The sequence below is a fragment of the Sinorhizobium psoraleae genome (assembly GCF_013283645.1).
GTDB lineage: Bacteria > Pseudomonadota > Alphaproteobacteria > Rhizobiales > Rhizobiaceae > Sinorhizobium > Sinorhizobium psoraleae.
This window is the reverse complement of sequence record NZ_JABEKV010000001.1, coordinates 1,202,193-1,226,170: the sequence shown is the minus strand read 5'-3', so window position 1 is coordinate 1,226,170 and position 23,978 is coordinate 1,202,193. Positions and strand designations below refer to the sequence as shown.

Here is a 23,978-nt window from a genome sequence, read left to right as displayed (position 1 = left end):
GTAATTTTCGCATGGAGCACGCAATGCAGCCTCTTCCGCCTGAAAAACACGAGGAAGCCGAAATAGCAGCCGGTTTCCTTTCGGCCATGGCAAATCCGAAACGCCTCCTCATCCTCGACTCTCTCACAAAGGAAGAGCTGGCGGTCGGCGCATTGGCCAACAAGGTTGGGCTGAGCCAGTCGGCTCTTTCTCAGCATCTTTCGAAATTGCGTGCCCAGAATCTGGTAAGCACCCGTCGTGACGCCCAGACGATCTATTATTCGAGTTCCTCTGGCGCGGTCATGAAGATTTTGGGCGCCCTCGCAGAGATCTACGGTGAAGACAACAATGCCGTGGAAGAAAAAATCCTCGTCCGCAAATCGGCGTAAACTCCCAATACGTCCGCCACGCTGGACATTCTGAGAAGCCCCCCACGAACAATCACGCGGGGGGCTTATATTTTGGCGAGCCGGGAGGCGCCGCCCATCGTTCTCTCGAAAAACTTGGCGCCGGGACGCAAAAGCCGCAGGCTTGACGCTATCGGGCGCGCTGATAGTTTGACCAACGGGTAAAAGAATCCGACCTGGCCGTCATTGGGCACCGCCAGCAATCAGATCCGCCGAGGAGAACAGGACATGTCGAACCGATTGAACACCACGCCGAACGATCTGCGCGCCTTCTGGATGCCGTTCACGGCCAACCGGCAATTCAAGAAAGAGCCGCGCCTCTTCGTCGGCGCCAAGGACATGTACTACACGACCCATGACGGTCGCACGGTGCTGGACGGGACGGCGGGACTCTGGTGCGTCAATGCGGGCCACTGCCGCCCGAAAATCACCGAAGCTATCCGCGCGCAGGCCGGCGAACTCGACTATGCGCCCGCTTTCCAGCTTGGCCATCCGAAAGCTTTCGAGCTTGCCAACCGGCTCGTAGACATCGCGCCCGAAGGCATGAACCATGTTCTCTACACGAACTCGGGTTCCGAATCGGTCGATACGGCCCTGAAGGTCGCGCTTGCCTACCATCGCGCGAAAGGCAACGGCTCCCGTTTCCGGCTGATCGGCCGCGAGCGCGGCTATCACGGCGTCAATTTCGGCGGTATTTCGGTCGGCGGCATCGTCGCCAACCGCAAGATGTTCGGCACGCTTCTGACCGGCGTCGACCACCTGTCGCATACCCATCTTCCGGCCAAGAATGCTTTCACCCGTGGAGAACCGGAGCATGGCGCCGATCTCGCAACCGAACTGGAGCGGATCGTCACCCTGCATGACGCCTCGACGATCGCCGCCGTCATCGTCGAGCCCGTTGCGGGATCCACCGGCGTCCTCATCCCACCGAAGGGCTATCTGCAGAAGCTGCGCGAAATCTGCACCAAGCACGGCATCCTCCTGATTTTCGACGAGGTCATCACCGGATATGGCCGCCTCGGCACGCCTTTTGCCGCGCAGTACTTCGACGTGAAGCCGGACATCATCACCACCGCGAAAGGTCTCACCAACGGGGTGATCCCGATGGGTGCCGTCTTCGTGACGTCGGAGATCCACGATGCCTTCATGACCGGGCCGGAACATCTGATCGAGTTCTTCCACGGCTATACCTATTCCGGCAACCCGATCGCCTCCGCCGCGGCGCTCGGCACGCTCGATACCTACAAGGAAGAAGGCCTGCTGACACGCGCCGCTGAGCTCGCCTCCTATTGGGAAGAAGCGCTGCATTCGCTCAAGGACTGCCCGCATGTCATCGACATCCGCAACATCGGCCTGATCGGCGCGATCGAACTGGAACCGATCGCAGGAGAGCCGACGAAGCGGGCATTCTCCGCCTTCCTGAAAGCCTATGAGAAGGGGCTGCTGATCCGCACGACCGGCGACATCATCGCGCTGTCACCGCCGCTCATCATCGAGAAGCAGCAGATCGACGAATTGTTCGACAAGCTGCGAGACGTTCTGAAGAACAACATCTGAGCTTCGACATCATGCTTTCTCGACCCTTTCCCCCGGCGCGGGGAGAGGGCTATTCTTATGATCGAAGCAAAGAAGCGGAGCGCGCGCATGTCCGAGATGTTGGAACGTATCATCGATCAGGGCGTGGGCCGCGCCCCGGCAGACGTGGTGCTCAAGGGCGGGCGCTTCTTCGATCTCGTCACCGGTGAACTCGTTGCCTCCGACATCGCCATTTGCGGCGATCGCATCGTCGGCACCTACGGCGATTATCAGGGACGCGAGGAAATCGACATCACCGGGCGCATCGTCGTTCCGGGTTTCATCGATACGCATCTGCACATCGAATCCTCGCTCGTCACCCCGCACGAATTCGACCGCTGCGTTCTACCGCTCGGCATCACGACGGCCATCTGCGACCCGCATGAGATCGCCAACGTGCTTGGCACAGACGGCATCCAGTTCTTTCTGGATTCAGCGGTGGAAACGATCATGGACATCCGCGTCCAGCTTTCGTCCTGCGTGCCGGCGACACATCTCGAAACGGCCGGCGCCGACCTGCCGATCGAGCGTCTCGTGCCCTTTCGCCATCATCCGAAGGTTATCGGCCTGGCCGAGTTCATGAACTTTCCAGGCGTCGTCCATAAGGATCCGGTCTGCCTGGCGAAGCTCGATGCATTCCAGGGAGGCCACATCGACGGCCACGCGCCGCTTCTCTCCGGCAAGGAACTGAACGGCTATCTCGCAACCGGCATCCGCACCGATCATGAATGCACGTCCGCGGAAGAGGCGCTCGAAAAGATCCGCAAGGGCATGCACATTCTCGTGCGCGAAGGGTCCGTCTCCAAGGACCTCAATGCCCTGATGCCGATCATCACCGAGCGGCTGTCGCCCTACCTTGCGCTTTGCACAGATGACCGTAACCCACTCGATATCGCCGAACAGGGCCATCTCGACCACATGATCCGCACCGCGATCGCGGCCGGCGTCGAGCCTCTGGCGATCTATCGCGCCGCCTCGATTTCCGCCGCTCGCGCCTTCGGCCTTATGGATCGGGGCCTCGTCGCGCCGGGCTGGCGCGCCGACCTCGTCGTCATCGACAGCCTCGAAAACTGCAAGGCCGAGATCGTGTTTTCCGCCGGGAGGCGGGTAACGGATGCGCTCTTCGCCACGCGCAAGCCGGTCGAGCCGGTCGGGCTCGACAGTGTCAAGGCGGGTGAGGTCAAGGCGGCCGTCTTCGCGGTTCCCTATGCTGAAGGTCACACCTCGGTGATCGGCGTCCTGCCCGGCAAGATCATCACGGAACACCGGCGCTTCCACCTGCCCGCCGAAGGAAACCAAACCGGAGTCGACCTCGGCCGAGATATCATCAAGGTCGCCGTCATCGAGCGCCACGGCGTCAACGGCAACCACGCGAACGGCTTCGTCCAGGGCTTCGGCCTGAAGAAGGGCGCAATTGCCTCGACGGTCGGTCACGACAGCCACAATATCTGCGTGGTCGGCGTCAACGAAGAGGACATGGCGCTCGCCGCAAACCGCCTCGGCGAGATCAAGGGCGGCTTCGTCGTTGTCGAGGACGGCAGGGTCACCGGCGAGATCGCGCTGCCGATTGCCGGCCTGATGAGCCTCGAATGCTACGAACGGGTGCGCGACATCCTGCATCACCTGCGCCATGCCGCCTTCGCGCTCGGCGCCACACTCGAGGAACCGTTCCTGCAACTTGCCTTCCTGCCGCTGCCGGTGATCCCGCACCTGAAGATTTCGGATCGTGGGCTGGTCGACGTGGATAAGTTCACGCTGATCGGGTGAGCCTCAGGCTCGCAGCCTGCCACAAAAGACGTCGAGGCCGGAGAGCATGATTGCGCTCTCTGCGAAGGCGGGCGCAAATCCGGGCATCGGCAGCACCTCTGCGACAGTCGTTCCGGTCGAAAGCTGAACGGTCTGCGGCTCCCGTGTGAGATTGAAGACGAAGAGCAGCCGCTCACCGTCCTTCTCCCGTATGAAGGCCAGAATGTCCTGATTGGAGGCAACAAACCCCATGTCGCCGTCGAGAAGCGGTGCGTGCAGGCGCCGGAAGGCGAGCGTAGAGCGATAATGTTCCAGGACCGATCCCGAGATGTTTTCCTGCGCATCGACGGCCAGCATCCGCTGTTCGCCGCGCACCGGCAGCCAGGGGATCCCAGCGGAAAATCCGGCGTTGGCGAGATCCCCCTCCCAGACCATCGGCGTGCGGCAACCGTCACGGCCTTTAAAGGCCGGCCAGAAGCGGATTCCGTAGGGATCGCGCAGTTCCTCGAAGGCAAGTTCTGCCTCCGGCAGGCCCAGTTCCTCGCCCTGATAGAGACAGATGGAGCCGCGCAGGGCCGAAAGCAGCGAGATCGCCAGTTTCGCCACCCGCTCCCTCTCCGCCTCATCCCGCACGAAGCGGCTGACATGGCGCATGACATCGTGGTTGGAGAAGGCCCAACAGACCCAGCCGTCGGTCACCACGGCCTGGAAGTTCTCGACGCATCGGCGGATATGCGTTGCGGTGAACTCCGGTCCGAGAAGATCGAAGGTGTAGCACATGTGCAGCTTGTCGCCGCCGCTGGTATAGGCGGCGACCGTCTTCAGCGAACGGGCACCGTCCCCCACTTCGCCCACCGTGGTGCGGCCGCCATATTCATCGAGCAACGCCCGCAGCCTCGTGAGGAAGGCGATGTTTTCCGGCTGGCTCTTATCGTGGAGATGGTCCTGCATGCCGTAGGGGTTGACGTCCGGCGCATCGTTGCTGGTCGCCTCGGGATCGGGAACGAGCGGAGGATTGTCGCGCAGATGCCGGTCGTGGAAATAGAAGTTCACGGTATCGAGTCGGAAGCCGTCGACGCCCCGGTCCAGCCAGAAGCGGACGGTCGACAGCAGGGCTTCCTGGACCTCCGGATTGTGGAAATTCAGATCCGGCTGCGACGAGAGGAAATTGTGCATGTAATATTGCTTGCGCACGCCGTCCCATTCCCAGGCCGGGCCGCCGAAAATCGAAAGCCAGTTGTTCGGCGCCGTCCCATCCGGCTTCGGATCCGCCCAGACGTACCAGTCAGCCTTGGAATTGCTTCTGCTCGACCGGCTCTCGACGAACCAAGGATGGCGGTCCGAGCTGTGCGAAATGACCTGATCGATGATCACTTTCAGCCCGAGGCGATGCGCTTCGGCCAGCATGGCGTCGAAATCGGCAAGCGTGCCGAACATCGGATCGACGCCGCAATAGTCGGAGACATCATAGCCCATGTCGGCCTGCGGCGAGGTGAAGAAGGGCGACAGCCAGATCGCGTCGACGCCGAGCGAGGCGATATGCGGAAGTCGCCGCGTGACGCCGCGAAGATCACCAATGCCGTCGCCGTCGGTGTCCTGGAAGGAGCGCGGATAGACCTGGTAGATCACCGCGCCGCGCCACCAGTCGTCACCTGACCTCGATGCTGTCGCCATCGGCGAATCCCCTCGTTTCGGCTGTCCCCATGCAGATGTATATTTGGGAATTCTTCGAGTAAACGACGATCGTCCCGTTCGCCGCCGGCAAGACAATCCACCGTTTCGATGACCGGTCAGGCGGTCAGCGCTTCTTGCGTGCCTTCGATTCGTAAGGATTCTCCGACGCTCGGAAATGCACGCGGATCGGCACACCGGGCAAGTCGAAATCGTTACGAAGCCCGTTGATGAGATATCGGGTGTAGGATTCCGGCAGCGCATCGGGACGCGTGCAGGAAATCATGAAGCCCGGCGGACGGGCCTTCACCTGCGTCATGTATTTGAGCTTGAGCCGGCGGCCGGAAACGGCCGGCGGCGGATGCTGTACCTGTTGCGCTTCGAGCCAGCGGTTGAGCCGCGCCGTGGAGATGCGCCGGTTCCACACCTTGTCGGTGTCGATGATCGCCTGCATCAGCCGGTCGAGGCCATAGCCCGTATGGCCGGAAATCGGTACCGCGCGGATGCCGCGTGCCTGCGGCAAGAGGCGCTCGGTCTTTTCACGAAGATCGGCCAGAACCGCCTGCCAATCCTCGACCAGATCCCATTTGTTGAAGGCGAGCACAGCCGCCCGCCCTTCGCGAAGCACCAAGTCGACGATCTGCAGGTCCTGCTTCTCGAATGGGATCGTGGCGTCGAAAACGACGACGACGGTCTCGGCAAAGCGGATCGCCCTCAGCGCATCGGCGACCGAGAGCTTTTCGAGCTTTTCCTGGACCTTTGCCTTACGGCGCATGCCGGCCGTATCGAACATCTTGATCGTCCGGCCGCGCCATTGCCATTCGACGGAGATCGAATCGCGGGTGATGCCTGCCTCTGGCCCGGTCAGCAGCCGGTCCTCGCCGAGGAAGCGGTTGATCAGCGTCGACTTGCCGGCATTCGGCCGGCCGACGATCGCCACGCGCAGCGGCTTCGTTTCGTCGTAGGCGGGCTCTGCGTCCTCGTCCTCCGCCCCCTCGCCCGGAGCGGTCGGGCGGATATCGACGTCGGTTACCGCCACGTCGTCCTTCGGCGGAAATGCCCTCTCCTCGCCGAGCGCGGCAACGATCGCGTCGCGCAGGTCGAGCATGCCCTCGCCATGTTCGGCCGAGATCGGGCAAGGATCGCCGAGACCGAGCGTGAAGGCGTCGTAGAAGCCGCCATCGGAGCCGCGCGCTTCGGCCTTGTTGGCGACGACGATGACCGGCTTGCCGCGGCGACGCAGCATTTCGGCGAGCGTTTCGTCGGCGGGCGTCAATCCAGCCTTCGCATCGATCACGAAAAGCGAAAGGTCGGCCTCGTCGATCGCCGCCTCGGTCTGCGCCCACATGCGGCCCTGCAGGCTCTCGGGCGCCGACTGTTCGAGACCGGCCGTATCGATGATACGAAACTTGAGATCGACGAGCTTGGCGTCGCCTGGACGGCGGTCGCGGGTGACGCCCGGCGTATCGTCGACGAGCGCCAGCTTCTTGCCAACCAGGCGGTTGAACAAGGTGGACTTGCCGACATTGGGGCGCCCGACGATGGCGACGGTAAAGCTCATCTTGAAATATCCGTTTCCGCTCTTACAGCGCCGTGCGTCCTTTAGGACGCACAAAGGACGCTGTAACTCTTTGAGTCTACGCATCGTGCTTTCCGAAAATCGGGTCCGATTTTCGGGCCGATGCGCTAGGCTTTGCCGCCCGCAGCGATTACGTCAAGCAGCATCTGCGCACGACCCATGACGCCGCGCGGGCTCTCCTTGTCGTCTGTGATTTGCTGGAACCAGCTCTTCGCCCTGGCGAAGTCGCCTGCCTTGTAAGCGGCAAGACCGAGCGCTTCGCGGGCAGAATGGCGCATCGTGTTTTGCGGAACTGCCAGTTGCTCGACCTCGGACGACACCTGCTCGTAGGTTCCGTTGTCGACGAGCAGATAGGCCGCGCGCAGGCGCGCCGCATCGCGCAGCGCCGGCGGAATGCGGGTATCCTTGCCGATGTCGGAGAAGGCGGCGATCGCCGCATCGGTCTCGCCCTTCTGCGCCTGCAGGGTTGCGGTCCTGAGCCGCGCTAGTACGGGATAGGAGCCGTAGCCGTCCTTCTCCAGAGTGGTCAGCGCCGCAAAGGCCTCGTCCGACTTGTTCTCGCGGGCGAGATTGAGCGCGGCGAGGAAAGCATCGCCGGACCGCGACGAGGACGTTTCCTGCCAGTAATCGTAGCCGACCTTGCCGACGGTGCCCAGAACGATCAGGGCGGCCAGCGCAACGATCAGCCCGCCGAAGCGCGTCCAGATGGCTTTCATCTGGTCCGAACGGAGTTCCTCATTGACCTCGCGGATAAAGCTGTCGTCTTGGTTCGCCATGTCCTGTGTTCCGGCTGCCCGGCCTTCATGCTGAGAATTTTGCGCCTTCTACCCGATTTTGCGCCGCTTGTAAGGGGGAGAAGATCATTTAGCCGATGGCGATGGGTGCTACGCCGATCACCAGTTCGTGCAGCTTCCAGACAATTGCAACGAAGAGCGCCGCGCCGATCAGGATCGCGCCGACATCGTAGCGATAGGAAACAAAGGTCGGATAGCTGATCTCGCCGGCCCGCCAGCGCTTCTTCATCGATATCCGGAGAATGACGCCCCAGGCCAGGAAGGCGCCGAAGAGCAGGACCGAGGACGTCTCGCCGTTGGCAAGCAAATGAGCAAGCGCCCAGATCTTGATGGCGAGAATGGCCGGGTGCTTGGTTACGACGCGGATCTTGCCGGGCGGCAGGAAGGCGGCGGCGAGAGAGATGCAGGCGATCAGCATCAGTGTCAGGGCGATATGAGCAAGGAAGACCGGCGGCGTGTAGAGGACACCGGTCGTCGCGCGCGCCTGGTCGAAGCCAACGGCGATAAGACCGAGGCCGACGATCGCCGAGATCGCGTGGATCGCGTGCCAGGTTCCGACACCGCTTCGCTCGATCACCGCTGCGCGAACGCCGGGCGCGAAGCTTCGAACGAGGTGGATGCCCATAAAGATCACAATGCCTAGAACCAGAAGCGCCATGTTTTACCCGCCGCAATTATCCATTTGTTTACCAAGGCATAGCGGTATCGATCGCGAATTGCCAGATGGATCAAAGGATTGCCGCATTGTTGAAGAAGGGACGACACGAACAAATCCTTTACTGATTCTCCCAAGATGCCCCGGAAATGACCCGCAACGCCCTTACGCTCTCCCTTTGTCTCTTTCCCGTCCTCGCAGCAGCCGCCCCGCCTCCGACACCCGAGGCAGCGGCGCCGGCGAACAAGCAGCTCGTGATCGTCTCGTTCGACGGCGCGCATGACAATGCGCTCTGGGAGAAGAGCCTCGCCCTGGCAAAGCGCACCGGCGCCCACTTCACCTATTTCCTTTCCTGCACCTTCCTGATGACGAAGGCCGACGGAAAAGAGATCTACAAGGCGCCGGGGCAGAAGGCGGGACGCTCCAATGTCGGCTTTGCGCAAAGCCGCGAGGAGATCGCTGTTCGCGCCGGCCATATCTGGCATGCTCGCCTCGAAGGACACGATATCGGCAGCCACGCATGCGGCCATTTCGACGGGAAGGGCTGGAGCGAGACCGATTGGCAGCGCGAATTCACTGCGTTCCGCGAGGCAGTGGCCGGCGCCTGGAAGAAGGCCGGCAAGGCGGAAGCCGAGCCGCAAGGCTGGGCGGACTTTGCGCGAACCGGCATCAAGGGCTTCCGCGCGCCCTATCTCTCATTGAGCGACGGTCTGCTGCCGGCGCTGAAGGCGTTCGGCTTCACCTATGACGCAAGCCTCGTCACCAAAGGCCCCGGCTGGCCGTCGGTGCAGGACGGCCTGCCGCGTTTCGGCCTGCCCCTCATTCCCGAAGGCCCGTCGCATCGGCCGGTGATCGGCATGGATTACAATCTCTTCGTCCGTCATTCGATGGGCGTCGAAAACAAGAAGAACAGCGCGGTCTTCGAAGAACGGACGCTTGCGGCCTACCGCGAGGCTTTCCGCAAGGAATATGACGGCGGCCGCGTTCCACTTCAGCTCGGCTTCCATTTCGTCGAGATGAATGGCGGCGCCTATTGGCGCGCGCTTGACCGGTTCCTGACCGAGACCTGCGGCAAGCCGGATGTCGCCTGCGTCAGCTACGCGGAGGCGCATCCCCTTATCGAGGACGCAAAAAAGAAGGCGGATCGCTCCGCCTTCTGATTGCCGTCCTTCAGAGCGCCAGTTCTTCCTTGCCGCCGACCTCGATGAACTGCTGATCGATCTCCGGCAGCGGCTCCTCGTCGAGGATCGCTTCGAAGGCGCGCAAGCGCTTGTAGATCGAGAGCAGTTCGACAATCGTCGGCCACGAGTTGACGAGATACTGGAACGAAGACGTTACCTGGCCGAATGCACCGGAAATCTGGTTCAGGGCGCCGAGGGAAATCTTGCCGGCGATGATCGACGGAGCCAGGATCAGCAACGAGAAGATGTTGTTGATCTGCAGGTAGAAGATGCGGGCGATATTGAAATAGAGATAGTGGAAGTAAAGCCGGAAATAGTTCCGGCGGACATTGTCGAACAGATCGGCGACCGTCGGCGGCTGGGCGCGGTCGGCGTGATCCTCGCCGTAGACGAGTTCCTTACGATAGGCGGCCTCCACGCGCTGATTGCGGAACTCCAGCCCCGGCAGCTTGATGCCGACGAGAGCCAGGAACACCGTGCCGAACAGCGACCAGAGCACGGCGGCCGTTACCAGCGGATAGGGAATGATGCCGACGATCGGAAGCTCCGTGACGTTGGCCGACAGTCGGATCAGCACCGGCGTAAACGCGATCAGCGTCATGACGCTGTCGATCAGGCTGACGCCGAGCCCCTCGACGGTGGTCGAGAAACGCATCGTGTCTTCCTGGACGCGCTGCGAGGCACCTTCGATATGGCGAAGCCTGCCCCAGTTGTCCATGTAATATTCGTTCATCGCGGTGCGCCAGCGGAAGATGTAATGGCTGACGAAGAAGCGCGTCATGACCGCAACAGCGACGGCCACCATTGCAATCGCCAGGAAGGTGGCGATCTCGCCGTAGAACTGCTCGGCGGTCACCACTGCCGACTTCGAAACCGCTGCCTGCACCAGGTCCCAGAAGGGGCCGTACCAGTTGTTGATCGCGACACTCACCTGAACCTGGAAATAGGTGACGAAAAGGATCAGAGCCGACCCCAGGATAGACCAGGTCTGCCAACGATGCGGCGAATAGACGTACCAGAACGCGGTGAAAAGCCCGACGATGACGGCAAAGTAGATGTAAAACCACAGGAAGGCCGGCGACCAGAACGCGGAAATGCCGACAATGGGCGGCGCGTCAATCGCCAATGGCGGGAGCCCAAAAGCTGCTCCCATGCTTTCGCCCCAGCTATACCAGAAGGCAATGGTTAACAGCGACCATACGGTGACGGAAATGAAGAATTGCTTCGGCTTGGGGAAAAAGGATTGGAACAAGGTGCGGCACTCTCGCTTCTGATGAGGGACAATGACTTGCCCCCTGATGTGCCGAAACTAGGGCAAATCGCCCTAGGCAACAATTAGGTAATGTGAATGTTACTGTTATTTCATCAAGCTGCGCTTGTTCACAATTTTCCGCAAAATCAACCGAACGGCGGCGAATATCAGCGTTCCAGGGCGGCGCTGATCTTGCGAAGTTCAAGCACGACTACGGTTCCGCAGCAAAACAGCACTACGGCCGCGACCAGCGTCGGCAAGGTAAAATCGCCGGTCCGTTCGGCAAGCCAACCGGCGACGAGCGGCCCGACGATCTGGCCGATGCCGAAGGCTGCGGTCATCAAGGCAAGCGCCCGGCGCGGGCTTTCCGGGGCAAGGCGCCGGCCGATCTGCAGGCCGTAAGCTGTGATCATCATGAAGGTAGCGCCGAGCATCAAGCCGCCTACGAGCGGAGCGAAGGGCAAGGGCAACGACACGGTCAGAACCAGCCCGGCGGCTTCCACCAGCAGGCCGATGGCGTAGACGCCCGCAAGCCCGAAGCGCGGCACGGCAAAGCGCCAGAGGTAAATCGAGACTGCGGCACTCGCGCCCGTCAGCAGCCAAGCGAGGAATTCGACGCTGTGACCGCCGCTGGCATCCCGGGCCATGGCGACGAGAAACGTGGCGGTGATCACATAGCCAAAGCCGAAGAAGCCGTAGCTGAGCGTCACGACCGTCAACGGCCGCGTCCACGTCAGCGGCCCTTCGCGTTTCCCCCCGCTCGCAGCGAGATGACCGCGCGGCAGCAGCGCCCCCACGACGATCGTGCCCACAAGCGCGACCAGCGCACCGGTGAACCAGTCTCCTTGCGACGTGGAGAAGCCGGCGGCCGCAAGCGGCGCGGCCCAGACACAGATCGAGGAAAGGGCGATGCCGAGGCCGACGCCACCGAAATGCACCGACGGCACATGCTCCGATCTGGCGCGCAGCCCCTCGCCCAGCACGATTCCCGATATGAAGATCATCGCAAAGGCGCTGGCGAGGCCGGCGATGAAACGAATGACCGAGTAAGCGAGCACGGAGGATGTCATCCCCATGGCGGCGAGCAACAGCGTCGTCGCCGCGAGCGCGGCGAGGCCGATCCACCGTTCGCGACCATGAGCCCAGCCATAGGCCGCAAGCACGGCGCCAGCGAGATAGCCAACGAAATTCGCCGACGCAATCAGCCCAGCGTCCCGCGGCGAGAGCCCCGCATCCGCCATCATCGCCGGGAGAATCGGCGTGTAGGAAAACCGGCCGAAGCCCATGGCAACCGCCATGGCAATGGCGCCGGCAACCGCCGTTGCCGCGAGGTTGCCGCTTGGGGCTGGATACGCGATGGACGACGGCGTCTCTTCGCCCCCGCGGTGCTTCACGTCATGAAAGCCGCCACCGGTTTGCTTCGCAGAGAGATGATCGCGGTCCGGCATTTTGTGAAGCGTGCTCATGGTCTCTTATTGCACCGCAGCAAGAAGACGACAAATGACTATAATTGAAGGTCCTATTGAAGGAATCGAACGGTCCACGGGATCGGGCGAGCGTCAGCCCGGCAAAGTCACGACCAGCGGCCCGCCGCGCGTGACGACGACGGTATGTTCATACTGCACCGTCGGAGCGCGCGGCTCGCTGTAGAGCGTCCAGTCATCGTCTCCGCCTTCCGCCCAGTGGGCGCCCGTCGACAAGAACGGCTCCACGGTGAAAACCATGCCATCGGTCATGTGTCGCCGCTCGGACGGGTCCGGCCAGGTGGCGATCTCGCCCGGCTCTTCATGCAGCGAACGGCCGATGCCGTGGCTCGCAAGGTTGGTCACGAGCGAATAGCGGTTCTTACGGGCAAAGTCGCCGATGGCATTGCCGATCGCCGCCAGGGATTGACCCGGACGTACCTGCTTCAATCCGACCCACATGGCGCGCCTGCCATCACGGCAAAGCCTGTCGACTGCTGCGGTCACCGGCGACACCGGAAAGGAAGCGCCGGTATCGGCGAAGATGCCGTCCTTCTCGGCCGAAACATCGATGTTGACGAGGTCGCCGGCGCGGATCACGCGGGTGCCCGGAATGCCATGGGCGATCTCCTCGTTGACGCTGATGCAGGTCGCGCCGGGAAAGCGGTAGCAGAGCTCCGGCGCCGAGCGCGCGCCGGCATCCTCCAGAACCTTGCGGCCGATCGCATCGAGTTCCGCCGTCGTGATGCCGGGTTCAAGCGCCTCGCCCATTGCCTGGAGCGCATTGGCGCAGATGCGGCCGATCTCCTTCAATCGGAGCAGGTCTTCATCATTGTTGAGGGTCATGGTGTCTCGCTTTCGCGCGTAGATGTAGCGTGTCGAAGCCGAATATTCCAGCGTCGGCGGTGCGCACTCACGCGCTCGCTGGTTGAGACCGCTCGCCTTCCTCGGCCAACGCCTTCCTGACCAGCGGCGCCACCCTGGTTCCATAAAGCTCGATGCCACGCATGATCTGGTCATGCGGCATCGGACCGATTGCCATCTGCAGCAGGAAGCGGTCGTTGCGGAACAGCTTCTGGTGCGCGACGATCTTCTCGGCCACGGTTTCGGGATCGCCGAGGAAGAGATTGCCGGTCGCGCTGCGCGCCTGGTCGAAGTGGGCGCGGTTCGTCGGTCCCCAGCCACGTTCACGGCCGATCCGGTTCATGACTTCCGCCTGCGGTCCGTAGAACTGGTCAGCCGCCTTCTCCGTCGTGTCGGCGATGAAGCCGTGAACATTGATGCTCGTCTTCAGCTTCGCGACGTCCTGACCGGCGCGGCGCGCCGCCTCGCGATAGAGATCGAAGAGCGGCGCGAAACGGCGGGGTTCGCCGCCGATGATGGCAAGCGCCATCGGCAAGCCGAGCGCGCCGGCCCGAGCGACCGACTGCGGCGTGCCGCCGACGGCGATCCAGAGCGGCAGCGGATCCTGCAGCGGACGCGGATAGACGCCACGGTCGTTGATCGGCGGACGCAACTCGCCCGACCAGGTGACTTTCTCGGTCTCCCGGATCGCCAGCAGCAAATCCAGCTTTTCGGAGAAGAGCTGGTCATAGTCGTCGAGCGACTGGCCGAAGAGCGGGAAGGACTCGATGAAGGAGCCTCGGCCCGCCATGATCTCGGCGCGGCCGTTGGAGAGGAGGTCGAGCGTTGAAAACTGCTGGAAGACCCGTACCGGATCGTCCGAGCTCAGCACCGTTACCGCGCTGCTCAACCGGATCTTGGCTGTGCGGGACGCAGCGGCTGCCAGGATGACTGCCGGCGCCGAGGCCGCATAGTCCGGCCGGTGATGCTCGCCGAGCCCGAAGACATCGAGCCCGACCTGGTCGGCAAGCTCAATCTCTTCAAGGAGGTTGGCGAGGCGTCTCCGTCCTTCGGCACCCTTGTCGATCGCATTGGGATCGACGTCCGCGAATGTGTAAAGCCCGAGTTCCATGATGCCTTCCTGTTGCTGTTTGCACAGAAATAGTTGGCATCACATCGAGCCGCAAATGCGCGTTGAGGAAACGCACCGTTTCCAACGGGAGTGTTCACTTCATTGCAGCAGTAGGCCGACCGCCACGCCACTTCATAGCGTACGGCAACATGAACATGTAGAGGCCGGTGAACAGCAGCAGGAAGAGCGGGAGCAGTGGCGAATAGACCACCCAGACAGGAGGCTCCCCCAGGCCCATGGTGACGAAGTTGGCGATCACGGTCACCGTGAAGGCGATGGACAACCAGCGGTGGATTTGCCGAATCCACATATTCCAGTTCATTGAGACCTCCCACTAGCATGAAGCGCAGTGAATCGGGCCTCACGGGCCCATTTCGGACGGTGCGGCAGACTTCAATCCATCCTCGCCAGGACCTGCTCCAGATTCGCAAGGAACTGCTGCCATCCCGCGTTGGCGCCTCCGTACGCCTGCCGCTGTTCCGGTCGGAAGCCCGACTGCTCCATGCGCAGCTGGGTCCCCGTGCTCGTTGGGATGAGTGTGAAAGTAACCACGCTCTTCAAATCGTAAGCCGGATCCTCGTGGGCGAAATTCCAGGTGTAGGTCAGCTTTTTGTTCGGCTCCACGGCAAGGACCTCGCAGTCCAATACTCCACCCCAGTCTCCGCGAAGATTGAAACGGTGGCCCACGACAGGTTTGAAATCGTTCTTCATCAGCCACTCCTCGACCAGGTGTGGCTGGGTGAGCGCACGCCAGATCTTTTCCGGCGGATGAGGGATCTCGCGTTCGACCACGACAGAGCGCGTTTCGGACGTTTCGTTCATTGGTCCATCCTTTTCAGTAGGTCTTCGAGGTCGTCGAAGCGGCTTTGCCAGAAACCGGCCATCTGGCTCGTCCAGTCGACCAGAGGGGCAAGCGCGCCGAGTTGGGCGCTGTAGTATGTGTGGCGACCTTCGTGGCGGTCGCGCACCAATCCGGCCTGCTTCAGGACCCCGAGATGCTTTGAGACGACCGGTTGCGAGACCCCGGCCCGCGCCGTCAGGGCTCCGACGGTCCTTTCCCCTTCGCGGCATAGGCGTTCAAAGAGAGCCCGCCGAGTCGGATCGGCAAGCGTTCTAAAGAGCATGTCGTGAGTGTTCGACATCTGGGATCGATACCCTGCTGGCTATTGATCAACGTATAGCTATCGAGCTATACGTGAGTCAAGTCCCAACCGCCGACGTGACGATGTTCGATAGAGCAAGCGACCGTCTACAGGCCGGCGTTACCGAGACCTGGCGCGCCTTCTCGCGCAATGCCCGGGAGTTCGGATTGCGCAAGCAGCACCAAGGGCATTCTTGAAATTCCCATATCCCATCGGAGATGCATCGAATCATCAATGCTCGGCAGCAGCGCCTTATTGCTGCCATCCGCAGATGTCCGCGTTACGCGTTTTGTAAACGAGCCCGGCAGAAGCACAGGCGAAACGCTGCCACCTAAGCCGCGATCAACGTCCTCTTGACCGCGCTGCGCCAGCCCTTGAGCTTCCCCTTGCGTGTCACCTCGTCCATCGTCGGCTCGAAGCGCCGGTCGCGCGCCCAGGACCTCGCGAACTCCTCCTGGCTTGGCCAAATACCGGCACGGCTTCCGGCGAGCCAGGCAACACCAAGCGCCGTCGTCTCGAGAATCACGGGACGATCAACCGGCGCGTCGAGCAGATCGGAGAGGCGCTGCATCGTCCAGTCGGACGCGACCATGCCTCCGTCGACCCGCAGCACCGTTTCCTTGCCGCCGTTACGCCAGTCCTTGTGCATGGCCTCGAGCAGATCTCGGGTCTGGTAGCAGACAGCTTCGAGCGCGGCCCGGGCAAACTCCGCCGGGCCCGTGTTCCGGGTCATGCCGAAGATCGCGCCGCGCGCGTCCGGATCCCAGTGCGGCGCGCCGAGGCCGGTAAAGGCCGGAACGAGATAGACGTCCTGCGAGGGATCTGCACTCTCGGCAAGCGTGCCGGTGTCCGGGGCCGCCTTGATCACCTTGAGACCATCGCGCAGCCATTGCACGGCCGCACCGGCAACGAAGATCGAACCCTCGAGCGCGTAGGTGGTTTCGCCATCGAGACGATAGGCGATGGTGGTAAGCAGGCGGTTCTTTGAGCGGACGATGTCGCTGCCGGTGTTGAGCAGGGCGAAGCAGCCGGTGCCATAGGTCGATTTCAGCATGCCGGGCATGAAGCAGGCCTGACCGATCGTCGCCGCCTGCTGGTCGCCGGCAACGCCGAGGATCGGGATCGCCGCCCCGAAGAGCGCTGCATCAGCCACGCCGAAGTCGGCGGCGCAATCCTTGACCTCTGGCAGCATCGCCCGCGGAACGCGCAGAATATCGAGCAGGTCGTCGTCCCAGGCATTGTCGGCGATGTTGTAGAGGAGCGTGCGCGATGCGTTGGTCGCGTCCGTGGCGAAGGACTTACCGCCGGTGAGCCGCCAGATGAGGAAAGTGTCGATCGTGCCGAAGCAAAGCTCGCCCTTTGCCGCGCGCACCCGCGCCCCCTTCACGTTCGAAAGCAGCCAGTTGAGCTTCGTGCCTGAGAAATAGGGATCGAGCAGCAAACCCGTCTTCTTCGCAAAGGTCTTTTCGAGTCCCTGCTTCTTCAGCTTTTCACAGAAAGGCGCCGTGCGGCGATCCTGCCAGACGATCGCATTGTGGATCGGCTTGCCGGTCTCCCGCTCCCAGACGACCACCGTCTCGCGCTGGTTCGTGATGCCGATCGCGGCGATCTCGCTTGCGGAAATACCCGCGTTTCCGATCGCCTCCTTGACGGTGAAGAGAACCGTTTGCCAGATTTCTTCCGGGTCGTGCTCGACCCAGCCCGACTTCGGGAAATGCTGCCTGAATTCCTTCTGGCCGACGCCGGCGACCTTCTGCTTGCGGTCGAAAACGATCGCCCGGCTCGATGTCGTGCCCTGATCGATCGCGAGAATATATTCGCCCATGCGCCCCTCCCCGGCCTTACCTCGACGTCGCGCCTTCCTCAAAGCCGACATTCGCAAAACTTCAATACGATGAAAAAACGAATGTCAAACGAAAACGAAACGCAACTTCATCGCCCCTGCGAACGGTGCCAAATCTGCGTCGGCAATCTGAAAAACACAATTGTCACTCCCATATTTTTCCGCGTAGGTTGACGCTGTTGCATTGCAGAACCGGGCCGAGGGCGGAACGAGGAAGGCGCAGCGGCCTCCGCCCGCAACCGCTCGAACCGATGAGATCGGGCGGCATCGCGAGGGAGAGAACGAGAATGACGAAAACTGCGGTCATAACGGGTTCGACGAGCGGCATCGGGCTGGCGATTGCCAAGACTTTCGCGAAAACCGGCGCCAATATCGTGTTGAACGGCTTCGGGGCGCCGGACGAGATCAGGGCGGTGACGGACGAGGTCGCCGGTCTCGGAAGCGGCACCGCCATCTACCATCCGGCTGACATGACCAAACCGGACGAGATAGCCGATCTGATGGCGACTGCGGCGGCACGCTTCGGCGGCGTCGATATCCTCGTCAACAATGCCGGCGTGCAATACGTCGAGAAGGTCGAGGATTTTCCGGTCGAACAATGGGACCGGATCATTGCCATCAATCTCTCTTCCTCCTTCCACACAATCCGCGCCGCTCTCCCGGGCATGAAGGCGAAAGGCTGGGGGCGTATCATCAATATCGCCTCCGCGCATGGGCTCGTCGCCTCGCCGTTCAAGTCCGCCTATGTGGCGGCCAAGCATGGTGTCATGGGCTTGACGAAGACGGTCGCGCTGGAAGTCGCGGAAAACGGCATCACCGCGAACTCGATCTGCCCCGGCTACGTACTGACACCGCTTGTCGAGAAGCAGATTCCGGACCAGGCGAGGACGCGCGGCATTACCGAGGCGCAGGTGGTGAACGACGTGATGCTCAAGGGCCAGCCGACCAAGAAATTCATCACCGTCGAGCAGGTGGCATCGCTGGCGCTCTATCTTGCGAGCGATGATGCCGCGCAGATCACCGGCACGCATGTCTCGATGGATGGCGGCTGGACCGCGCAATAGAGCGGGATGAAAAGTGTGGGCGGTTTTCGGCTCGCACCCCGCTCCGCCGGTCTACAGCGCCGCACTTCTTATCGGAAGCGCAAAGGACGCTGCAGCACTTTGAATTGCTGCATGTTTTATCCTTAAATCGGTTATACGATTGAGAAAACATGCAGTAGCCACGGAATGACAGGCATGGCACAGGCAGCCGACAGCATCCGCTTCATCCTGAACGACACGGAAGTCGCCGTTTCGGAAGTCGCGCCGACCGCGACATTGCTCGACTTTCTCAGGCTGGAGCGCCGGCTGACCGGGACCAAGGAAGGTTGCGCCGAAGGCGATTGTGGCGCTTGTACCGTGCTCGTCGGCCGCCTCGCGAAGGACGGCCAGGGCGGCGAAAGGCTCGTCTATGAAAGCGTCAACGCCTGCATCCGCTTCGTCGGTTCGCTGAACGCGACGCATGTCGTGACCGTCGAGCACCTCGCGGCCAAGGACGGCACGCTCCATCCAGTGCAGCAGGCAATGGTCGATCTTCACGGCTCACAATGCGGCTTCTGCACGCCGGGCTTCGTCATGTCGCTCTATGGCCTGTGGCTGACGAACGACAACCCGAGCCGAGCCGCGATCGAGAAGGCGCTGCAAGGCAATCTCTGTCGTTGCACCGGCTATGAGCCGATCGTGCGCGCGGCGGAAGCCGCGGCGCGCGAACACCCATCCGCGATTTTCGATCCGATCATGCGCACCCGGGAAGCGGTCACCGCGCGGCTGAAGGCTTTGCAGCCGCAGGAAACGATCGTTGTCGGTAAGGGCGAAGACTGTCTAATCGTGCCCGCCGACGCTGCCAGTCTCGCCACCGTTCTCTCGGAACATCCTACCGCGACGATCGTCGCAGGCGCAACCGACGTCGGTCTCTGGGTGACCAAGCAGATGCGAACGCTGAATCCGGCGGTGTTCATCAACGGCATCGCCGAGCTGCAACGGATCGACCGCACGGAAGCCGGCCTGACGATCGGCGCCGGCGTGAGCTATACGGCCGCGTTCGACGCCCTCTCCAGCGCCTACCCAGCCTTCGGCAGACTCATCGACCGCATCGGCGGCGAACAGGTCCGCAACATGGGCACGATCGGCGGCAACATCGCCAACGGCTCGCCGATCGGCGACAGCCCGCCGCCGCTGATCGTCCTCGGGGCAGCGGTCACGTTGGGTTCGAAGGACGGCACACGCACGCTGCCGCTCGAGGATTTCTTCATCGCCTACGGCAGGCAGGATCGCAAGCCGGGCGAATTCGTCGAAAGCATCTTCGTTCCTGCGTTGCACGGTGACCACTTCGCCGCCTACAAGCTCTCCAAGCGCCGCGACGAGGACATCTCCGCACTGCTCGGCGCCTTCCGCGTCGCGCTTGACGAGAACAATCACGTCCGCACCGCCCTCATCGCCTACGGAGGCATGGCCGCCACGCCGAAGCGCGCGAAGGCCGCGGAAGCTGCCCTCATCGGGCAGCGCTGGAGCGAGGAAACCATTCGCGCTGCACAGGCGGCTCTCGATACCGACTACCAGCCGATTAACGACTGGCGCGCCACGAGCGCCTATCGCATGCTGGCGGCAAAGAACCTGCTGATGCGCTTCTTCCTCGAAAGCACCGGCGAGAAGGCTCAGTTGCGGCGGTTCGAGGAGGTGGCATGAGTGCTAGCTTCGATTTTTCTGGGCTGGGGTTGCCCCTCACCCTAGCCCTCTCCCCGCTCGCGGGGAGAGGGGACGCGAGTTTTGCCGCCTGCTCCTTGATACGAGAGAGGGATGACGGAGCTGCCGGGATGTCCCTTCTCCCCGTCTTACGGGCAGAAGGTGCCGGCAGGCGGATGAGGGGCGAGCGCTTCGAACGGAGGCCGAGGCATGGATAAGTCCACCTTCGAAGAGCAGACCACCATCGCGGGCCCGATGCACACACGGCTGCGCCACGACAGCGCCCACAAGCACGTCGCGGGAACGGCGGACTATATCGATGACATGCCGGAGCCAGCCGGCACGCTGCATGGTGCGTTGGGCCTCACCGATCGCGCTCATGCCGAGATCCTGGAGATGGACCTCTCGGCGGTCGCCGCGTTGCCCGGTGTCGTCTGCGTGCTGACCGCAAGCGACATGCCGCATTCGAACGACATCAGCCCGAGCCACCTGCATGACGAGCCGGTGCTGGCCGACGGACGCGTGCAGTTTCATGGCCAGCCGGCCTTCGCCGTGATCGCCGAAACGCGCGACATCGCGCGGCGCGCCGCACGACTTGCCAAGATCACTTATCGCGACCTGCCGCACCTGATCGACGTTACCGACGCCATGGCCCAGGGTGGCGAGCTTGTGACTCAGCCGCTGACGTTACAGCGCGGCGACGCGGAAGCGGAACTGGAGCGCGCAACGCGCCGGCTGAAGGGGCAGATGCGGATCGGCGGCCAGGAGCACTTCTATCTGGAAGGTCACATAGCCCTGGCCATTCCCGGCGAAGACGACGAGATGGCCGTCTGGTCCTCGACGCAGCATCCAAGCGAAATCCAGCACATGGTCGCGCATGTGCTTGGCGTGCCGTCGAATGCCGTGACGGTGAACGTCCGCCGCATGGGCGGTGGCTTCGGCGGCAAGGAAACGCAGGGCAACCAGTTCGCCGCACTCGCTGCCGTTGCTGCGCGGAAGCTCCGCCGCGCCGTGAAATTCCGTCCGGACCGCGACGACGACATGATGGCGACCGGCAAACGCCACGACTTCCTCGTCGATTACGATGTCGGCTTTGATGACGAAGGGCGCATCCATGCCGTCCATGCGAACTATGCCGCCCGTTGCGGCTACTCTTCCGATCTCTCCGGTCCGGTGACCGACCGGGCGCTCTTCCATGCGGACAGCTCTTATTTCTATCCGCATGTGAAGCTGACGTCGCAGCCGCTTAAAACCAATACGGTGTCCAACACCGCCTATCGCGGTTTCGGCGGGCCACAGGGCATGGTCGGCGCCGAGCGCATCATCGAGGAGATCGCCTATGCCCTTGGCAAGGATCCGCTCGAAATCCGCAAGCTCAACTTCTACGGAGAAAAGGGCTCGGGCCGCGACGTCACGCCCTACCACCAGAAGATCGAAGACAATATTATCCACCGGATCGTCGGCGAGTTGGAGACCAGCGCCGACTATCAGGCGCGCCGGGCAGCGATCATCGACTTCAACAAATCGAGCCGGGTGATCCGAAAAGGCATTGCCCTCACTCCGGTGAAATTCGGCATCTCCTTCACCATGACTGCCTTCAATCAGGCTGGCGCCCTTGTCCACATCTATCAGGACGGCTCCGTTCACCTCAATCACGGCGGCACAGAAATGGGCCAGGGCCTTTACACCAAGGTGGCCCAGGTCCTTGCCGACAGTTTCCAGATCGATATCGACCGGGTGAAAATCACCGCGACGACGACAGGCAAGGTGCCGAACACGTCGGCAACCGCCGCCTCTTCCGGCTCGGACCTGAACGGCATGGCTGCCTTCGACGCGGCCCGCCAGATCAAGGACCGCCTCGTCGCCTTCGCCGCCGAGCGCTGGCAGACGACCGCCGAACGGGTCACCTTCGTGGCGAACCACGTGAAGATCGGCGAAGAGCTCGTGCCCTTCGCGGACTTCATCCGCCAGGCCTACATGGCACGCATCCAGCTATCTGCTGCCGGCTTCTACAAGACGCCGAAGATCCACTGGGATCGCGCCACCGGGCGCGGCACGCCCTTCTATTATTTCGCCTACGGCGCCGCTGTCTCCGAGGTCTCGATCGACACGCTGACTGGCGAATACCTCGTCGACCGCGTCGATGTGCTGCACGATGTCGGCCGCTCGCTCAATCCCGCGATCGATCTCGGTCAGATCGAGGGCGGTTTCGTCCAGGGCATGGGCTGGCTGACCACGGAAGAGCTCTGGTGGGACGAAAAGGGACGTTTGAGGACGCATGCGCCCTCGACATACAAGATTCCGCTCGCCTCGGACCGGCCCAAGATCTTCAACGTCCGTCTCGCCGATTGGTCCGAGAATGCCGAAAAGACCATCGGGCGATCGAAGGCTGTGGGCGAACCGCCCTTCATGCTGCCGATCTCTGTGCTCGAGGCGCTATCCATGGCAGTCGCCAGCGTCGCCGATTACCGCGAGTGCCCGCGCCTCGATACGCCGGCGACGCCGGAACGGATTTTGATGGCGGTAGAACGGCTGAGACGGATGTGAGGCGTCCGAAGACGGCCCCTCACCCTAACCCTCTCCCCGTCCTGACGGGGAGAGGGAACTAAGGCGGCCCCGCGAGTCCCCTTCGCCCGCTTGCGGGGAGAAGGTGGCCGGCAGGCCGGATGAGGGGCGACCAATCTTGCTCCTACCGGAGCATCTCGTCCTCCCGTCGGGGCGCGCCCCAATCCATGAAACCCATGTCTCTTTTCATGTGATCGGATAAGATCCTGATGTCCAGTTCCGGATTCGGGCGAAAGAGGACCGAAGCCAGTCGCGAAATCGGGTCGATGGAAAGAAACACTTTTCTTTCAGGATGTTCCAATGCGTCACAAGTCATTTTGGCACCTTAGGAATTGCTGAATTTGACTTGCAGCATGGCGCCAAAGATGCTCGAATTCCAATCGAACATCCGTCTGTATGCATCAAGAGAACTTATCCATGAAGATGTCCAAGCAGTTCCCGCTCAATGCGCTGAGGGTCTTTGAGGCGGCCGCCCGCCTCGGCAGCTTCACCAAAGCGGGCGACGAGCTCGGCATGACCCAGACGGCCGTCAGCTATCAGATCAAGCTCATCGAGGAGAATATCGGCGAGCCGCTGTTTCTGAGACGCCCGCGCCAAATCACGCTGACGGAAGTCGGCCAACGGCTGGCGCCCAGGTTGACGGAGGCGTTCGAGATGCTGCAGGAGGCGGTTGCCACGGCACGCGGCGATGCAGCGTCCGCCCTGCTCATCAGTTCGACCGCGACCTTCGCATCGCAATGGCTCGCCCGCCATATCGGCACGTTCCAACTCGCCCATCCCAACATTGCCGTCCGCCTGTCGGCGAACGATGCGATGATCGATTTCAGCAAAGAGGCAGTGGACTTGGCGATCCGGTCCGGGTTGGGCGATTGGCCGGGTCTCGTCAGCCATAGACTGATGAAAGTGGAGTTTACGCCGATGCTCAGTCCGGCGCTCGCTTCGACGATCGGCGGAGTGAACAAACCGAGAGACCTCTTGAAGCTTCGCATCATCGACCCTCAAGATCGTTGGTGGCCACAGTGGTTTCGCGCTGCCGGCGTCCCCGATCCGGATCTCAAGAGCCGGGTTCCGACACGGCTCGGCGCCCAGGCCTTCGAGGCGGGCGCTGCAATCGCGGGGCAAGGCGTGGCGATCCTCACTCCCCAGTTCTACACCGATGACGTCGCGCTCGGTCGGCTTTATCAGCCTTTCGACCTGCGCGGCAGCGATGGTCACGACTACTGGCTGGTCTACCCGCATGCACGGCGCAACGTCGCAAAGATCCGCAACTTTCGCGACTGGATCCTCGCGGAGTTCAAACAGGATGGCGGCGCCTAAAGCCTGTCGCGGCAAGGAATTCACGCGCGGATGTTGGGACATTGTTTTCATACATATTTTCGGAATGCACACTTAATGCACGACGAGCATTGAGGTCGACCTTCGCAAAGG

20 protein-coding genes are annotated in these 23,978 nt (G+C 62.2%); 8 read left to right on the top strand and 12 right to left on the bottom strand.

What is annotated here, in order from left to right; translation table 11 throughout:
• The first annotated feature begins 23 nt into the window (after positions 1-23).
• The 3 genes from ILFOPFJJ_RS05630 (at position 24) to ade (ending at position 3,728) form a co-directional block, all read left to right on the top strand.
• Complete coding sequence (locus tag ILFOPFJJ_RS05630) at positions 24-368, top strand: ArsR/SmtB family transcription factor (RefSeq protein ID WP_173509545.1); 345 nt, start codon at positions 24-26, stop codon at positions 366-368.
• Positions 369-614: 246 nt separating this feature from the next.
• Positions 615-1,943, top strand: coding sequence for an omega-aminotransferase AptA (gene aptA, locus ILFOPFJJ_RS05625; RefSeq protein ID WP_173509544.1), 1,329 nt, complete (start codon positions 615-617; stop codon positions 1,941-1,943).
• Positions 1,944-2,030: 87 nt separating this feature from the next.
• Positions 2,031-3,728, top strand: a complete 1,698-nt coding sequence (ade, locus tag ILFOPFJJ_RS05620) for an adenine deaminase (RefSeq protein WP_173509543.1) — start codon at positions 2,031-2,033, stop codon at positions 3,726-3,728.
• Positions 3,729-3,731: 3 nt separating this feature from the next.
• Here the strand turns inward: ade and bglA are convergent, their stop codons facing one another.
• The 4 genes from bglA to ILFOPFJJ_RS05600 form a co-directional block, all read right to left on the bottom strand.
• Complete coding sequence (gene bglA, locus ILFOPFJJ_RS05615) at positions 3,732-5,381, bottom strand: beta-galactosidase BglA (protein ID WP_173509542.1); 1,650 nt, start codon at positions 5,379-5,381, stop codon at positions 3,732-3,734.
• Between the two features lie 124 nt (positions 5,382-5,505).
• Positions 5,506-6,939 carry a ribosome biogenesis GTPase Der gene (der, locus tag ILFOPFJJ_RS05610; protein WP_173509541.1) on the bottom strand — a complete coding sequence of 478 codons (1,434 nt, stop codon included), beginning with the start codon at positions 6,937-6,939 and terminating at the stop codon, positions 5,506-5,508.
• A 125-nt stretch (positions 6,940-7,064) separates the two neighbouring features.
• Positions 7,065-7,733 (bottom strand): tetratricopeptide repeat protein, encoded by a 669-nt coding sequence (locus ILFOPFJJ_RS05605; RefSeq protein ID WP_173509540.1) that lies wholly within the window; start codon positions 7,731-7,733, stop codon positions 7,065-7,067.
• An 88-nt stretch (positions 7,734-7,821) separates the two neighbouring features.
• Positions 7,822-8,409, bottom strand: coding sequence for an NnrU family protein (locus ILFOPFJJ_RS05600; RefSeq protein WP_173509539.1), 588 nt, complete (start codon positions 8,407-8,409; stop codon positions 7,822-7,824).
• Between the two features lie 146 nt (positions 8,410-8,555).
• On the opposite strand from ILFOPFJJ_RS05600, the gene ILFOPFJJ_RS05595 reads away from it, so the two are divergent.
• Positions 8,556-9,566: a polysaccharide deacetylase family protein gene (locus tag ILFOPFJJ_RS05595; RefSeq protein WP_173509538.1), complete on the top strand. Its 1,011-nt coding sequence runs from the start codon at positions 8,556-8,558 to the stop codon at positions 9,564-9,566.
• A 10-nt stretch (positions 9,567-9,576) separates the two neighbouring features.
• Here ILFOPFJJ_RS05595 and sbmA read toward each other — a convergent pair whose 3' ends face one another.
• The 8 genes from sbmA to glpK all read right to left on the bottom strand — a co-directional run bounded on the left by sbmA (position 9,577) and on the right by glpK (position 17,244).
• Positions 9,577-10,839: a peptide antibiotic transporter SbmA gene (gene sbmA / locus ILFOPFJJ_RS05590; protein ID WP_173509537.1), complete on the bottom strand. Its 1,263-nt coding sequence runs from the start codon at positions 10,837-10,839 to the stop codon at positions 9,577-9,579.
• Between the two features lie 167 nt (positions 10,840-11,006).
• Positions 11,007-12,137: an MFS transporter gene (locus ILFOPFJJ_RS05585; protein ID WP_246299536.1), complete on the bottom strand. Its 1,131-nt coding sequence runs from the start codon at positions 12,135-12,137 to the stop codon at positions 11,007-11,009.
• A 261-nt stretch (positions 12,138-12,398) separates the two neighbouring features.
• Positions 12,399-13,148: a type I methionyl aminopeptidase gene (map, locus tag ILFOPFJJ_RS05580; RefSeq protein ID WP_173509535.1), complete on the bottom strand. Its 750-nt coding sequence runs from the start codon at positions 13,146-13,148 to the stop codon at positions 12,399-12,401.
• A gap of 67 nt (positions 13,149-13,215) precedes the next feature.
• On the bottom strand, positions 13,216-14,277 hold the full coding sequence (locus ILFOPFJJ_RS05575) for an LLM class flavin-dependent oxidoreductase (RefSeq protein WP_173509534.1): 1,062 nt from the start codon (positions 14,275-14,277) through the stop codon (positions 13,216-13,218).
• Between the two features lie 94 nt (positions 14,278-14,371).
• Positions 14,372-14,599 (bottom strand): hypothetical protein, encoded by a 228-nt coding sequence (locus tag ILFOPFJJ_RS05570; RefSeq protein ID WP_173509533.1) that lies wholly within the window; start codon positions 14,597-14,599, stop codon positions 14,372-14,374.
• A gap of 71 nt (positions 14,600-14,670) precedes the next feature.
• Positions 14,671-15,099, bottom strand: coding sequence for an SRPBCC family protein (locus tag ILFOPFJJ_RS05565; RefSeq protein WP_173509532.1), 429 nt, complete (start codon positions 15,097-15,099; stop codon positions 14,671-14,673).
• On the bottom strand, positions 15,096-15,419 hold the full coding sequence (locus ILFOPFJJ_RS05560) for an ArsR/SmtB family transcription factor (RefSeq protein WP_173509531.1): 324 nt from the start codon (positions 15,417-15,419) through the stop codon (positions 15,096-15,098). The genes ILFOPFJJ_RS05565 and ILFOPFJJ_RS05560 overlap by 4 nt, the downstream gene beginning before the upstream one ends.
• Positions 15,420-15,750: 331 nt before the next feature.
• A complete protein-coding gene (glpK, locus tag ILFOPFJJ_RS05555) occupies positions 15,751-17,244 on the bottom strand; it encodes a glycerol kinase GlpK (RefSeq protein ID WP_173509530.1) in 1,494 nt (497 codons plus the stop codon).
• A gap of 305 nt (positions 17,245-17,549) precedes the next feature.
• On the opposite strand from glpK, the gene ILFOPFJJ_RS05550 reads away from it, so the two are divergent.
• From ILFOPFJJ_RS05550 to ILFOPFJJ_RS05535, 4 genes are all read left to right on the top strand, one after another.
• Positions 17,550-18,326, top strand: a complete 777-nt coding sequence (locus ILFOPFJJ_RS05550; protein WP_173509529.1) for a 3-hydroxybutyrate dehydrogenase — start codon at positions 17,550-17,552, stop codon at positions 18,324-18,326.
• 174 nt (positions 18,327-18,500) lie between these two features.
• Positions 18,501-19,988 (top strand): xanthine dehydrogenase small subunit, encoded by a 1,488-nt coding sequence (gene xdhA, locus ILFOPFJJ_RS05545; RefSeq protein ID WP_173509528.1) that lies wholly within the window; start codon positions 18,501-18,503, stop codon positions 19,986-19,988.
• A 207-nt stretch (positions 19,989-20,195) separates the two neighbouring features.
• Entirely contained in the window at positions 20,196-22,532 is a 2,337-nt protein-coding gene (xdhB, locus tag ILFOPFJJ_RS05540) for a xanthine dehydrogenase molybdopterin binding subunit (RefSeq protein ID WP_173509527.1), read from the top strand.
• 435 nt (positions 22,533-22,967) lie between these two features.
• Entirely contained in the window at positions 22,968-23,867 is a 900-nt protein-coding gene (locus tag ILFOPFJJ_RS05535; RefSeq protein ID WP_173509526.1) for a LysR substrate-binding domain-containing protein, read from the top strand.
• Positions 23,868-23,978 lie beyond the last annotated feature (111 nt).

Bases quoted from the DNA above. Each gene is read 5' to 3' on its own strand.
- ILFOPFJJ_RS05600 (WP_173509539.1), bottom strand. From the start codon at position 8,409: ATGGCGCTTCTGGTTCTAGGCATTGTGATCTTTATGGGCATCCACCTC.
- der (WP_173509541.1), bottom strand. From the start codon at position 6,939: ATGAGCTTTACCGTCGCCATCGTCGGGCGCCCCAATGTCGGCAAGTCC.
- ILFOPFJJ_RS05585 (WP_246299536.1), bottom strand. From the start codon at position 12,137: ATGGCGGTTGCCATGGGCTTCGGCCGGTTTTCCTACACGCCGATTCTC.
- ILFOPFJJ_RS05560 (WP_173509531.1), bottom strand. From the start codon at position 15,419: ATGTCGAACACTCACGACATGCTCTTTAGAACGCTTGCCGATCCGACT.
- map (WP_173509535.1), bottom strand. From the start codon at position 13,148: ATGACCCTCAACAATGATGAAGACCTGCTCCGATTGAAGGAGATCGGC.
- ILFOPFJJ_RS05575 (WP_173509534.1), bottom strand. From the start codon at position 14,277: ATGGAACTCGGGCTTTACACATTCGCGGACGTCGATCCCAATGCGATC.
- glpK (WP_173509530.1), bottom strand. From the start codon at position 17,244: ATGGGCGAATATATTCTCGCGATCGATCAGGGCACGACATCGAGCCGG.
- ILFOPFJJ_RS05570 (WP_173509533.1), bottom strand. From the start codon at position 14,599: ATGAACTGGAATATGTGGATTCGGCAAATCCACCGCTGGTTGTCCATC.
- ILFOPFJJ_RS05595 (WP_173509538.1), top strand. From the start codon at position 8,556: ATGACCCGCAACGCCCTTACGCTCTCCCTTTGTCTCTTTCCCGTCCTC.
- ILFOPFJJ_RS05535 (WP_173509526.1), top strand. From the start codon at position 22,968: ATGAAGATGTCCAAGCAGTTCCCGCTCAATGCGCTGAGGGTCTTTGAG.
- ILFOPFJJ_RS05565 (WP_173509532.1), bottom strand. From the start codon at position 15,099: ATGAACGAAACGTCCGAAACGCGCTCTGTCGTGGTCGAACGCGAGATC.
- aptA (WP_173509544.1), top strand. From the start codon at position 615: ATGTCGAACCGATTGAACACCACGCCGAACGATCTGCGCGCCTTCTGG.
- ade (WP_173509543.1), top strand. From the start codon at position 2,031: ATGTCCGAGATGTTGGAACGTATCATCGATCAGGGCGTGGGCCGCGCC.
- xdhA (WP_173509528.1), top strand. From the start codon at position 18,501: ATGGCACAGGCAGCCGACAGCATCCGCTTCATCCTGAACGACACGGAA.
- bglA (WP_173509542.1), bottom strand. From the start codon at position 5,381: ATGGCGACAGCATCGAGGTCAGGTGACGACTGGTGGCGCGGCGCGGTG.
- ILFOPFJJ_RS05550 (WP_173509529.1), top strand. From the start codon at position 17,550: ATGACGAAAACTGCGGTCATAACGGGTTCGACGAGCGGCATCGGGCTG.
- ILFOPFJJ_RS05605 (WP_173509540.1), bottom strand. From the start codon at position 7,733: ATGGCGAACCAAGACGACAGCTTTATCCGCGAGGTCAATGAGGAACTC.
- ILFOPFJJ_RS05630 (WP_173509545.1), top strand. From the start codon at position 24: ATGCAGCCTCTTCCGCCTGAAAAACACGAGGAAGCCGAAATAGCAGCC.
- xdhB (WP_173509527.1), top strand. From the start codon at position 20,196: ATGGATAAGTCCACCTTCGAAGAGCAGACCACCATCGCGGGCCCGATG.